The 13,821-nt window shown below is 45.5% G+C and carries 7 protein-coding genes; 5 read left to right on the top strand and 2 right to left on the bottom strand.

Annotated features, from left to right (window positions below):
- The first annotated feature begins 30 nt into the window (after positions 1-30).
- The 3 genes from FKN88_RS07960 to glgB all read left to right on the top strand — a co-directional run bounded on the left by FKN88_RS07960 (position 31) and on the right by glgB (position 7,261).
- Positions 31-2,484, top strand: a complete 2,454-nt coding sequence (locus FKN88_RS07960) for a glycogen/starch/alpha-glucan phosphorylase (RefSeq protein ID WP_154170814.1) — start codon at positions 31-33, stop codon at positions 2,482-2,484.
- 100 nt (positions 2,485-2,584) lie between these two features.
- Positions 2,585-4,765, top strand: a complete 2,181-nt coding sequence (gene malQ, locus FKN88_RS07955; protein WP_154170813.1) for a 4-alpha-glucanotransferase — start codon at positions 2,585-2,587, stop codon at positions 4,763-4,765.
- A gap of 297 nt (positions 4,766-5,062) precedes the next feature.
- Positions 5,063-7,261, top strand: a complete 2,199-nt coding sequence (gene glgB / locus FKN88_RS07950; protein WP_306687452.1) for a 1,4-alpha-glucan branching protein GlgB — start codon at positions 5,063-5,065, stop codon at positions 7,259-7,261.
- Positions 7,262-7,533: 272 nt separating this feature from the next.
- On the opposite strand, the gene FKN88_RS07945 is transcribed toward glgB, so the two are convergent.
- Entirely contained in the window at positions 7,534-8,490 is a 957-nt protein-coding gene (locus FKN88_RS07945; protein WP_154170812.1) for an AEC family transporter, read from the bottom strand.
- A gap of 288 nt (positions 8,491-8,778) precedes the next feature.
- Between FKN88_RS07945 and FKN88_RS07940 the strand changes: the two genes are divergently transcribed.
- The gene (locus FKN88_RS07940; protein WP_154170811.1) at positions 8,779-10,167 is read left to right on the top strand and encodes a DASS family sodium-coupled anion symporter; all 1,389 of its coding nucleotides are present in this window, start codon (positions 8,779-8,781) and stop codon (positions 10,165-10,167) included.
- Positions 10,168-10,262: 95 nt separating this feature from the next.
- Here FKN88_RS07940 and FKN88_RS07935 read toward each other — a convergent pair whose 3' ends face one another.
- Positions 10,263-10,886: a DUF2057 family protein gene (locus FKN88_RS07935; protein WP_154170810.1), complete on the bottom strand. Its 624-nt coding sequence runs from the start codon at positions 10,884-10,886 to the stop codon at positions 10,263-10,265.
- Between the two features lie 368 nt (positions 10,887-11,254).
- Here FKN88_RS07935 and FKN88_RS07930 point away from each other — a divergent pair, with 368 nt between their 5' ends.
- Entirely contained in the window at positions 11,255-13,801 is a 2,547-nt protein-coding gene (locus tag FKN88_RS07930; RefSeq protein WP_154170809.1) for a glycosyl hydrolase family 18 protein, read from the top strand.
- Positions 13,802-13,821 lie beyond the last annotated feature (20 nt).

Genomic DNA, 13,821 nt, shown 5'->3' with positions numbered 1-13,821 from the left:
TGGATTAAAACCGAAAAGTGAGATTTCTCAATGAAACCTACGCAACAGAAAACTTTTGATAAAGCATTATTTCAAGCAAACGTGAAACGCCACCTTACCGCGACCTATGCGACGACGATTGAACATGCTTCTAGTCGAGTATGGTACTTAGCAATGGGGCAAGCGTTAGCGGAACTAACCACCTTTGATTTATTAGAAACAGAACAAGATCCACGCATCGTTAATGCGAAAAGTGTTAACTACTTGTCACTTGAGTTCTTAATTGGACGGTTAACGGGTAACAACCTGATCAGCATGGGCTTGTATGAGCAGGTTGGCCAAGCAATGAGTGAACTTGGACAGAACCTGACTGATTTACTAGAGGAAGAACGCGATCCGTCATTAGGTAATGGCGGTTTAGGTCGTTTAGCGGCTTGTTTTATGGATTCATGCGCTGCGCAAGAGTATCCAACCGTCGGCTATGGTTTGCATTATGAGTACGGTTTGTTTAAACAATCGTTTGAGGATGGACATCAAAAAGAAGCGCCGGATGCTTGGTGTGGAATTGAAGGCTATCCATGGGAAGTCGCTCGTCCTGACATTAAACAAGAAATTGGCTTTTATGGTCATGTCGAAGTCTACCACGATCAAGGTAAAGAGAAGCGCCGCTGGGTGCCGGGCATGTTGGTACAAGCGATGCCGTGGGATCTGCCTATTGTGGGCTACCAGAGTGAAACCGTTTACCCGTTGCGTCTTTGGGAATGTCGTGCCATTGCACCGTTCTCATTAGAGAGCTTTAATAATGGTAACTATTTTGAAGCGCAGCACGCGCTGATTGATGCGGGTAATATCACCAAAGTACTTTATCCTAATGACAACCACGAAAAAGGCAAAACGCTACGTTTGATGCAGCAATATTTCCACAGTGCGGCTTCAGTGCGTGATATTTTGCGTCGTCATCAAGCGGCTGGTTTCTCGCTACAAGACTTACCAAAATATGAAACCATTCAGTTAAATGATACCCATCCAACCATCGCCATTCCTGAATTAATGCGTATTTTCATTGATGAGCATGATTTGACTTGGGAAGCGGCATGGGAAATCAGTTCAAAAACCTTTGCTTACACCAACCATACGTTATTACCCGAAGCCTTAGAAACGTGGAGTGAATCGTTAATCCAACGCTTGTTACCTCGTCATATGGAGATCATTTACGAGATCAACCATCGCTTCTTACAAGACGTTCGTGCTAAATGGCCTGGTGATGTAACCAAACAGCAAAAATTATCGATCATTCAAGAAGGTTTCCACCGCATGGTGCGTATGGCTAACTTGTGTGTTGTCGGGTCGTATGCCGTCAATGGTGTTGCTGCCTTACACTCTGCGTTAGTGCAACGGGATCTGTTTCCCGAATTCGTTGAGCTTTACCCTGGTAAGATCCAAAACGTGACAAATGGGGTGACCCCTCGCCGCTGGTTAAAATTCTGTAACCCAGGATTAACCGCATTGATCACCGAGAAGATCGGTGACCAATGGCCTGCGGATTTAGATCAGCTTAAAGAGATTGCCAAGTATGCTGATGATAAAGCGTTCCAAAAGCAGTTTATGGCCGTTAAGAAAGCCAATAAACAACGTTTGGCTGACTGGGTAAGCGACAATATGGGTATTGAGCTTGATACCAACGCTATCTTTGATGTCCAGATCAAACGTTTACACGAATACAAACGTCAGCATCTGAATATGTTGCACATTCTTTCGCTCTATCATCGCTTATTGAACGATCCAAAATTTGATATGCAGCCACGCGTGGTGTTCTTTGCTGCGAAAGCGGCGCCGGGCTATCACCTTGCTAAAGAAATTATTTACGCGCTGAACAAGATTGCGGAGAAAGTGAATAACGATCCTCGTGTGAATCACAAACTTAAAGTGGTGTTTATTCCCGATTATCGCGTCAGCATGGCGGAAATCATTATTCCGGCAGCCGATGTGTCTGAGCAAATCTCTACCGCAGGTAAAGAGGCATCAGGTACCGGTAATATGAAAATGGCACTGAATGGTGCGTTAACCATCGGTACGATGGATGGCGCAAACGTAGAAATTCGTGAAGAAGTTGGTGATGAGAATATCTACATCTTTGGTTTGGATGTCGATGGCGTTGAATCTTTGAAAGCACGCGGCTACAACCCTTACGATTATTATCAAGCCGATCCACTGTTGAAAGCGTCAATGGATTTACTGCTGGGCGATGAGTTTACACCAGGTGCTCCGGGACAGCTGCGCGCGACTTATGACAGTTTACTGGATGGCGGAGACCCTTACCTCGTACTCGCCGATTTCGCTTCTTACATTCAAGCTCATGAAGCGATGGACAAGCAATATCGTGATCAAGCTGGCTGGGCGAAAAAAGCCATTTTGAATACCGCGCTGGTGGGTAAGTTCAGCTCAGACCGTAGTATTCGAGATTACGTGAATAATATTTGGAAATTAAAAGCGGTTAAACGCTAATTAACCGACTATCCGGCCAAGGAAACCCTTGGCTGGATAACTCTTTTCTTATACACCCTACATGATTTTTGAGGGGTAAGCAGTCCCTTCGGAGAAAGCGATGAAAGAACATAATGCATTAAAACAAGTCGCAGAGATGGCAAGAATTGCCGATAGCTATGTCAGCGCTTGGGGAGACGAGGCCACCGTTTCAGACGACACTATTCGTCGTCTTTTGGCGTCTTTGGGTTACGATACAACCAATGATCAAACGTTATTAGCGTCAGCTCAGAAAAAACATAAAAAAGATGTCTTGGATCCTGTGTTGGTGCTCTCAGAAGGGGATGCGGTTGAAGTTCCACTCTACCTAGGTGTCAGCGCTCGGGAAAGTGAATTTAATTGGCGGATAGAAACCGAGCAGGGAGAAGTACTTGAAGGCTATCTTCAATCACAAATTGTTCGTGATGAGCGTGCAGAGGGTGGCCCTTTAGTGTTTGCGTTGCCAAGCGGTTTGGCGTGGGGATATCATACTTTATTGGTTACTCGTAAGCGGCGCAAAGCACCGTATACGATGACGCTGATCATCACGCCGCGAGCGTGTTTTAAGCAACCGGCTTTGGTTCAAGGTAAAAAACTGTGGGGACCAAGCATTCAGCTCTACACCTTACGTACCCAACACAACTGGGGGATGGGTGATTTTGGCGATCTCAAGCAGCTAGTGGCAGATATCGCTTCGCGTGGCGGTGATTTTGTGGGTTTAAACCCGATTCATTCTCTATTTCCTGCTAACCCTGAAGGGGCCAGCCCTTATAGCCCTTCTTCACGTCGCTGGCTAAATATCCTGTATATCGATGTTAGCTCGGTACCTGAGTTTGCACTCAGTGCTGAAGCTCAGCAACAAGTCGGTAGTCAGGATTTTCAGCAACGTTTGCAAAAAGTTCGTGAAACTCACTGGGTCAATTATACCGAAGTGGCCGAGCTTAAAATGAGTGTCTTGCCGTTACTGTTTAATGAGTTTAAGCGCCGCCATTTGGATAATAATACCGATCGCGCGCGTGCCTTCTTAGCTTTTGTTGAACAAGGTGGCGAAAGTCTGGTTCACCAAGCCGCATTCGATGCATTGCACACGGATTTGCATGCACAAGATAACCAAGTGTGGGGGTGGCCAGTTTTCCCTGAAAAATACCGTCACTTTGATAATGCGGCGGTGCAAAAGTACATTGAAGAACATCGTGAGCGTGTTCATCTTTATATGTATTTGCAATGGGTCGCCGATACACAAATTAATGAAGTACAAGCGTTAGCTGATGAAAAAGGTATGGCGGTTGGTTTATATCGCGATCTCGCCGTGGGAGTCGCTGACTCTGGCGCTGAAACATGGGCGGATAACGGCAGCTTAGTCTTGGATGCCAGTATTGGCGCGCCACCGGATGTGCTGGGTCCTTTGGGGCAAAATTGGGGCTTGCCGCCACTTAATCCACAAACCTTACACGCCACGGCTTACGATGCTTACATCAAGCTGCTCCGTGCCAACATGAAACATTGTGGTGCGTTACGGATTGACCATGTACTGGGCTTGCTGCGTTTATGGTGGATCCCGAAAGGTGAAAATGCCACTCAAGGGGCTTACATTTATTATCCAGTGAAAGATATGCTGGCTATTTTGGCGCTCGAATCGCATCGTCACCAGTGTAGCGTGATCGGTGAAGATTTAGGTACCGTTCCTGATGAAATTGTCGCATTGCTGCGCGATGCAGGGGTGCACTCTTACAAAGTCTTTTTCTTTGAAACTTCAAAAGAAGACGGTGGGTTTATTTCTCCGACTCATTATGCCGAACAATCGATGGCGGCCTTATGTACTCATGATATGCCAACGTTACGTGGTTTTTGGCACTGTGATGATTTGAAAATGGGCCGCGAGATTGGTTTGTATCCTGATGAAGCACAACTACAAGAGCTGTTTACGGATCGTTTGAAGTGTAAGCAAGGCATACTGAATTCGGTTGATTGGCACGGTTACTTACCAGCAAGCATTGGACGTGATGCTCAGTTAGTTCCTATGGACTCTTACTTAAGTGAAGCATTGCAACTGCACGTTGCGGCGGGTTCTTCCGCGTTACTCAGCGTTCAGTTAGAAGATTGGCTGGAAATGGATAAGCCCGTCAATATTCCAGGTACCGTAAATGAGTATCCTAACTGGCGTCGTAAGCTATCGATGAACTTGGATGAGATCTTTGCCCGCGATGATGTTAATCGTATTGCGACTAAATTGACCCAGATTCGCGCGAAAGCGAGCCAATAATAAACCGGAGTAGCCGCCTTTGGGCGGCGATAATACTGGCGTTGTTCACTCATCACTGTGCCGTTTCTGTCGATAATACGGCATCTTTTTGAGTTAAGGTTAAGAAATAAACGCTAGGTCACTCCATGTTTTTACTGGGTTAGTTAAGATGTATCAGGCTAAATGATCGAATAAATTCCGAGTGTCTACTACAGCACAAATCGGATCTGTCAAACTCAAGGTCATGGATGCCATGCTAGCAAGCCCGCTCTTCGCGGGCGTTTTTCCTTTTGAGAGTCTTGGTTAGGAGTAAGTATATTGAACCCCGTAAAAAAGAAACCGCTGAAAAAAATCGTTAAGTTACAGCAGACCTATCAACAATTATTGCATGCTGCGTGTGCCGATCCCTTTGCCTTTTTGGGTCCTTATCTTCCACAAGAGCAAGGAGCACTACGGGTATGGCTGCCTAATGCAGATAAGGTTGAGCTGCTCTTAGATGGTCAACCAAGAATTGCCTTAGAGCGTGATGAGTTCGATGGGTTTATTCTAAAATCCGATCATGATCTGCGGTTTACCCATTACCAGCTGGCGGTTGATTGGGCTGGCACAGAGCAAATCATTGATGACCCTTACCAATATCATGCTTTATATGCTGAATTTGAACAGCTGCATACGCCCAAGCAGATGTACCATCATATGGGAGCGCAATTTGTTACCTTAGAGCGTGATGGACAGCAGATCAGCGGAACTCGTTTTTTAGTCTATGCGCCTCATGCTTCAGCTTGCAGTTTAATCGGTGCCTTTAACCACTGGGATGGACGTCGCCATCCGATGCAACGCCTTGATTATGGTATCTGGGGATTATTTATTCCTAATTTACCTGAAGGAACACAATATAAATTCGAACTGAAAGGTCCTCATGGGGAAGGCTTACCTCATAAGGCCGATCCATGGGGTTTCTATGCTGAGCAGTATCCTTCTTTAGCTTCCGTGACTTACGATCATCGCCGCTATCAATGGCAAGATACCCGCTGGCAACAGCGCCCCATTTCCGAAAAGCGCAAACAAGCACTGTCTTTTTACGAGTTGCATCCGGGGTCTTGGAAGCGCGGTGAAGATGGGCGCTTTTTAACTTATCGTGAATTGGCTGATCAGCTAGTACCTTATCTGGTGGATATGGGCTATACCCACGTAGAGTTAATGCCAGTTTCTGAGCATCCCTTTTATGGGTCTTGGGGATATCAGCCGATAGGGTTATTCGCTCCAACCAGTCGTTATGGCACGCCGGATGATTTTAAATATTTTGTCGATCAGTGTCATCAGGCGCAAATTGGAGTGGTGCTAGACTGGGTTCCTGCCCATTTTCCATCCGATTCCCATGGGTTAGCGAATTTTGATGGTACGCCGCTGTATCACGATCCTGATCCTCGCCGTGGCTGGCATCAAGATTGGAATTCCTATATTTATGATTTAGGCCGTGAACATGTGCGCCGCTTCTTAGTGTCTAACGCGCTCTATTGGTTTGAGATGTTCCATATTGATGGCATACGAGTCGATGCTGTTGCTTCTATGCTTTATCTCGATTACTCGCGTAGCCATGATCAATGGATCCCGAACGTTGATGGGGGACGTGAAAATTACGACGCGATTGCGATGTTGAAATGGATGAATGAAGAAGTGTATAAGCATTTCCCTAATGCCATGACCATTGCTGAAGAGTCAACGGCTTTCCCTGGCGTTTCTGCCCCAACCTTTGTTGGGGGGTTAGGCTTTGGCTTTAAGTGGAATATGGGGTGGATGCACGATAGCCTTTCTTATATCAAAGAAGATCCGGTGCATCGTAAATATCATCACAACACTTTAACCTTCCCATTAATTTATGCCTTTAGTGAAAACTATGTCTTATCGCTGTCACACGATGAAGTGGTGTACGGTAAACAGTCGTTGATTTACAAAATGCCCGGTGATGAATGGCAGCAAACTGCGAATATGCGTGCCTATTTGGGTTACATGTATGGTCAACCAGGTAAGAAACTTAACTTTATGGGCGCTGAATTCGCACAAACGGGGGAGTGGAACCACGATGATCAACTGCAATGGTTTTTGTTGGAGTTTGAGCGTCATAAAGGGGTACAAAACTTAGTCCGCGATTTGAACCACTTGTATCGTACACACAGCGCGCTGCACGAACTGGATTGTGATCCTCAAGGGTTTGAATGGCGTCTACAAGATGCGGCTGATGCGAGCATTATCGCTCATGAGCGGATCAATAGTGCAGGTGAGCGCGTGTTGGTTATCACCAATTTTACGCCAGTACCGCACGAAGCGTTTCGTTTAGGTGTCCCTGTCTCGGCCACTTATCAATTGCTCTTGAATACGGATGAAAAGCGATATGGCGGGAGTGGTTTTGACGTTTTATCGGTCGTCAACAGCGATCGTGTGCCGAGCGAAGGGTTAGCACAATCACTGCGGTTACGTATTCCACCGTTAGCGACGTTATTTTACAAACTGAATTAGCAAAAAAAAAGCCAGTCGCAATTGGGCGGCTGGCTATCTATTTGTGAACAAAATATTCACTAACAACGTCAGTTGGCTAGGTGACCCTCGGCTTAAAAGGGTCACTTATTACAATACAATTACCGTGCCAATATTTTTTGGTGACAAAACCAGCAAAATGGACTAATTTTCGCAGTTTTATAGCGTCGTGTTTCATAATTGCATTTGCAAATTGCAATTGATAGGCAGTTCGCAAAAAATCCGCCTCATTCAACATCCTTACATTACGTTCATCAAATAAGCGCCAAGCTTGAGAGTAAGAAAATCCCTAAGGTACAACTGATAAAAGAAAACACCGTCGTTAAGGCGATAATGTTTGCAGCGAGTGGTGCATTTCCTCCCATCGCTCTCGCCATGACATAGCTTGCGGCAGCGGTTGGTGCTCCAGTCATTAATAGAATAATCCCGACATCCATACCCCGAAAGCCAAACCATAATGCAGCGCTGGTGATCAACAGCGGTGACCAAAGCAGTTTGTAGCGAGTCGCAAACCAAGTCGATCGGGAATCATTTTTTAGTGATTGGATATTCAGTGAGCCACCGGTGCAGAGCAAAGCAAGAGGCAGAGTCATGTTGGCAAAATAGTGTCCTGCTTCGCTGATCATAGTAGGGATCGGTAGTGCTATCGCATAACACAATACCCCAAGTAGGATAGCGATAATCAACGGGTTCTTCGTCAATGTTTTGAGTATCGTTGTGAGTGCCTTCGTTCCTTGTGTTTCGCCTTTTGGCGTTAAAGCGATCACCGCTTGAATATTATATAGCACCGTTGTTGTTGCGACATAAATCGCGGCTAATGCGACCCCACTATTACCATATAAATTAGCAACATATGCCAAGCCTATGATAGCGGTATTGGCTCGAAATCCGCCTTGAATGATCACGCCTTGATCTTGAGGATGATGAAATTGTCGCTGAGTCATCCAGCAGGTAAACAAGAAAAAAATAAAATTGGCAATGAGCCCAAAAACAATCAAGGACAGACTGGAAGAGAAGTCATGCTCGGCTCCGACAATACTGAGAAAAAGCATCGCCGGGAGTGTGACTTGAAAAACCAGTTTTGAGGCAACATCAATAAAATTATCGTTAATCAACTGCACACGCTTGAGTAATACCCCCAACAGTAACATTAAACAAATCGGGCCGGTAATGGAGGCTGAAAATTGCAGTTGGGTGATGAGCGCTTGCATGATGGACCTTCCAATGGAGAGAGTTTTCATTCTTTCATAGATAAGCAAGAGCGAGAATAGCCAATCCATAAAATCTCTCTTTTGCTAAGGGGGAACCTTTGTTTAAGTCACGCTTTGTTGTGCAAACTTTGTTAATGATTTTCGTGCTGAGAAGCGCATTCATTTCAAGCTGTTAAATTGTTGCCCATAGTTTTGATAAGGTTAACAATTTCGCAATAATAATTATCCTCTCGTTTGAATCTATGGGATCATGTTGGCTGCCGTTTGGCCCGATAAGGAAAAATAATAATGAATCGAAACGAGAATGTCCCATTGCCCAACAATACCCGAGAATGGTTATTCAACCGCAACAGCTTGATTGTGTTAGCGGATATTGCCCTGTTTTTTATCCTACTGAATAACTTACCTTTTGCCCCTAATGTCGTCCTTGGATTGAGCATTTTAGCGTTTATCGCTGTGCTATGGTTAACCGAAGCGTTGCATGTCACGGTAACTGCGATTTTAGTGCCGATATTAGCGGTGATATTTGGAGTATTTGAAACTCAGGCTGCGCTGAATAGTTTTGCTAACTCGATCATCTTCCTCTTTTTAGGCGGATTTGCGTTAGCGGCCGCGATGCATCGTCAAGGGCTGGATAAAGTCATTGCTGATAAAGTGTTAATACTGGCACGTGGGCGCTTTAGTGTCGCGGTGTTCATGCTGTTTGGTGTCACGGCTGGTCTGTCAATGTGGATCAGTAATACGGCCACGGCGGCGATGATGCTACCTTTAGTGCTTGGTATTTTAAGTAAAGTTGACCAAGACAAAGGCCATAATACTTATGTATTTGTGCTGTTAGGTATTGCTTATAGTGCCAGTATCGGTGGTATTGCAACGATTGTTGGTAGTCCTCCGAATGCGATTGCCGCCGCTCAAGTGGGGTTATCCTTCTCTGAGTGGATGCAGTTTGGTTTGCCGACGACTATCGTCATGTTACCTATTGCTATGTTGCTACTTTATTGGATGCTTAAACCCGATCTAAAAGGGCAGTTCGAGCTCAATCACGAGACAGTGAGTTGGGATAAAGGGAAAGTGGTGACTTTGGCCATTTTTGCCTTGACCGTCTCATTGTGGATATTCAGTAAACCGGTTAATGAACTTCTCGGTGGTTTTAAAAGCTTTGATACGATCGTCGCCTTAGGCGCGATTGTTCTGGTCTGTTTTGCACGAGTAGTTCACTGGAAAGATATTGAAAAAACCGCCGACTGGGGTGTATTACTGCTGTTTGGTGGTGGTATCTGTCTTAGTAATATTCTTAGACAGACCGGAACCAGCGTGTTTCTGGCCAATGAACTGAGCTCGATGATTTCAGAGTTAAATATTATACTGATTGTTATCGTGATTGCGGCTTTTGTGGTGTTTTTAACGGAGTTTGCCAGTAATACGGCCAGTGCCGCGTTATTAATTCCGGTGTTTGCTGGTGTTGCTGAAGCTTTAGGTGTTTCACCCGTGATACTGTCGGTGTTGATTGCGATAGCGGCATCGTGTGCCTTCATGCTCCCTGTGGCAACTCCACCGAATGCGATTGTGTTTGCGACCGGGCACATTAAACAGAGTGAAATGATGCGAGTTGGGATGGCATTGAACATCGCTTGTATTGTGATTTTATCAGCGATTGCGATGTTATTCTGGAATTAATCAGCACCGCTCCTCATCTCTGCTGTTGAAAACAATAAAACCCCAAGTTTATCTCTGAATACTTGGGGTTTTATTGTGGGCGAATATCGTGATGGTTACTGATTAATAAAGCGTTTGAACTTTTCTTGAGTGGCAGCATCAGCCTTGTTGTACCAGAAATACAGCATCTCTTCGGCGGTATTATCGATCGCCTGTGGGGCTTTTATGTTGTTGGAGACTGAAGTGGTGGTGACGATGGCTGCGGGGCCTCCTGTTCGATTGTATTCCAACAATTCTTGTTGATAGTTACGCCCTATTTGCATCCCGGGTTTGATCAGTCGATCTTGCTGGAGAGCAACAGACTGCCCGTTAGAATCTTGCAGTGACCAAGTCAGATGACGGATATTGTTTTCCGCGTCAACGGCGTTACGGTAGGTTGGTAGACCAAAGGTTAGATTGGTCTCTTGCGCAGAAAAAGTCGCAACAATCACTTCACTTTCTACTTGAATACGATCATTACCTTGTGTGAAATAAGGCTGGTAGCGGAAGACGATCTGTTGCTGTCCATCTTCTAAGGTTAATGTTTTCTTTGCAGAAAAAAAACCGCCAGAAACTGCAGGCTTATCTCCATTAACTACCAACATATTAATACTATCAGGAATATCAATGGTGACTTTAGCTAGGGTTGCGGCACTAAAAACAATCGCAAAAAGACACGATAATGGCTTGATGGCATTCATCTATTTTATCCTATTGATTACTTGAAGAAGGGAAGACTGTCAGGGTGCCGCTTGTCCGTGATAAAAGCAAGTTTTCACATCGGCAATCAATGAGCGTTCATCAAAATATCATCTTTCGATTCGCTTCAATATACGCTCACCGATCCTTAATATAAAACGATGCGAGCATAGTCCAAAATGGCTGTTTTTCTACTCTATACGATAGAAAATCCGTTTTTTTGGCTGAAGATTGCCTTTAGCATGTAACACGTTGAATGTGTTCCATTCATTGCTCGTTGTGCCTCGTAAACTCTGGAACTCCATTTTTCAAACGCTCACAAGTATCAAATACTGTCTCAGATGTTTAATCAACCATAAGAGAGACAGATATGAAGCGTACTATTCTGTGTTCGGCGGGGATGGCTTTTGCCTTATCGCTAAGTAGCACGGTAATTGCAGCGCCAAGCGCGCCAAGTATTGATGTATATGGGTCAAATAACCTGCAGTTTTCTAAAATACAGTTAGCAATGGAAACGACCGCGGGCTATCACCAAATGGTGCAATATCGTGAACAAGCGCCGATCTCGATTACCTTTAACCAATGGAGCGGTGAACGCGGGCACACTTATAAAATTTTATTTGATGGTGTGGAAGTGGCTTCTGGGCCGATCAGCGGGAGTCAAACCACCGCCAACTTCACCTATGATAAAGGTGGACGTTATCAACTCCAAGTTGCAGCCTGTGATGATTCTGGGTGTACGACCAGTGCGCCAGCAGAGTTAATTCTGGCTGATACCGATGGTTCACACCTTGAACCTCTGACCATGAACGTTGATCCGAATAATAAATCCTATTCATTGGACCCAGATACCGTCGTTGGTACCTATTTCGTTGAGTGGGGCATTTATGGTCGTAATTATACGGTGGATAATATTCCTGCTCATAACTTAACGCATATCTTGTATGGTTTTATCCCTATTTGTGGTCCGAATGAGTCGGTCAAATCGGTCGGTGGTAATAGTTATAATGCCCTGATGACTGCGTGTCAGGGAGTCCCTGATTACGAAGTGGTGATCCACGACCCTTGGGCGGCATACCAGAAAAGTTTTCCTCAAGCAGGACATCAGTACAGTTCGCCGATCAAAGGTAACTATGCGATGTTAATGGCACTCAAGCAGCGTTATCCCGATTTAAAAATCTTGCCATCAGTCGGTGGATGGACGCTATCCGATCCTTTCTATGATTTCACGGATAAAGCAAAACGCGATACGTTCGTGGCATCGATGAAACGTTTTTTACAGACATGGAAGTTTTATGACGGTATCGATATTGATTGGGAATTCCCCGGTGGCAATGGCGCGGCCCCCGATTTAGGCGATCCGATCAATGATGGACCGGCTTATATCGCCTTAATGCAAGAGTTACGAGTGATGTTGGATGAACTTGAAGCGGAGACCGGTCGTTCTTACGAACTGACCTCTGCAATAGGCGTCGGTTTCGATAAAATTGAAAAAGTCGATTATGGTCAAGCGATTCAATATATGGATTATATCTTTGCGATGACCTACGATTTTTATGGTGGTTGGAATAACGTCCCTGGCCATCAAACGGCACTGTATTGCGGTAACTTTATGCGCCCAGGTCAGTGTGATGGAACAGGCATTGATGAAAACGGTGAACCGTATAAAGGCCCTGCTTACACCGCGGATAACGCAATTCAATTATTGCTAGCCCAAGGTGTACCAGCCAATAAGCTGGTTCTTGGGGCTGCGATGTATGGTCGAGGTTGGCAAGGTGTGATGCCGGCTTCGTTGACCGATCCTACCGATCCGATGACGGGGGTTGCGACCGGTAAATTAACGGGCTCAACAGCGCAGGGAGTCTGGGAAGATGGTGTCATTGATTATAAGGGCCTTAAAGCGTATATGATTGGTGATAATAACCAAGGGATTAATGGCTTTGAATACGGTTATGATGCCCAAGCCGAAGCTCCTTGGGTATGGAATCGCACTACAGGAGAATTGGTCACGTTTGACGATCCGCGCTCGATTAAAGCCAAAGGGGCTTATGTTCGTCAGCTAGGTTTAGCCGGTTTATTCTCATGGGAAATTGATGCGGATAACGGCGATATTCTTAATGCCAAGCATGAAGGGCTTGCTCAAGGATCGAATCCACCAGTTAATCGCGCTCCGATTGCTGATGCAGGTATGGCACAAACTGTTATCGCTCCAGCGACCGTAACCTTAGATGGCAGCGCTTCCAAAGATACCGATGGCACGATTGCCAGCTATTACTGGGAACAAATTGCTGGGCCAACCGTGCAACTCAGTGATGCGAATCAAGCTCAGGCGAGTTTTTCGATTGGTGAAGTCACTCAAACCGAAACCTTACGTTTTAAGTTAACCGTAACAGACAATGAGGGAGCGAGTGGTTCCGCGACGGTTCAAATTACCGTTAAAGCCAAAGACGGTGGTGTGGAAAATACGCCTCCCGTTGCGATTGTCTCTGCGCCTTCTGAAGTGAGAGCTGGTGAGCAAGTGTTGGTTGATGCCTCGGCATCTTATGATGCGCAGCAAGAGACGCTGAGCTTTGATTGGCAAGTACCAACTGGACTGGAAGTACAGATCAATGGCAGTCAACTGAGCTTCACCGCGGGTTCTTATTCCGTTGATACCACGCTTAACTTTACGGTAACGGTCAGTGATGGTGAGTTGAGCAGCTCAGCATCCGTTTCAGTCATCGTTTTAGCGACCAGCAATAATGATCAATGTGACAATCTATGGAATGCCTCTGCCGTTTATGTCGGTGGCAACCAAGTAACATGGGCTGGTAAAGTGTGGGAAGCCAAATGGTGGACACAAGGGGATAATCCCGCTCAGTCAGGTGCTTGGGGGGTATGGAAAGAGATAGGTGTTGCGGACTGCGCTACCCAATAATGTCTCATTACTTCTCAATG

Source organism: Vibrio sp. 2017_1457_13 (assembly GCF_030851525.1).
Lineage (GTDB): Bacteria > Pseudomonadota > Gammaproteobacteria > Enterobacterales > Vibrionaceae > Vibrio > Vibrio metschnikovii.
This window is presented reverse-complemented; position numbering and strand designations above follow the sequence as displayed.

Coding starts and splice junctions, on each gene's coding strand:
- FKN88_RS07960 (WP_154170814.1), top strand. CDS start 31: ATGAAACCTACGCAACAGAAAACTTTTGATAAAGCATTATTTCAAGCA.
- malQ (WP_154170813.1), top strand. CDS start 2,585: ATGAAAGAACATAATGCATTAAAACAAGTCGCAGAGATGGCAAGAATT.
- FKN88_RS07945 (WP_154170812.1), bottom strand. CDS start 8,490: ATGCAAGCGCTCATCACCCAACTGCAATTTTCAGCCTCCATTACCGGC.
- FKN88_RS07940 (WP_154170811.1), top strand. CDS start 8,779: ATGAATCGAAACGAGAATGTCCCATTGCCCAACAATACCCGAGAATGG.
- FKN88_RS07935 (WP_154170810.1), bottom strand. CDS start 10,886: ATGAATGCCATCAAGCCATTATCGTGTCTTTTTGCGATTGTTTTTAGT.
- FKN88_RS07930 (WP_154170809.1), top strand. CDS start 11,255: ATGAAGCGTACTATTCTGTGTTCGGCGGGGATGGCTTTTGCCTTATCG.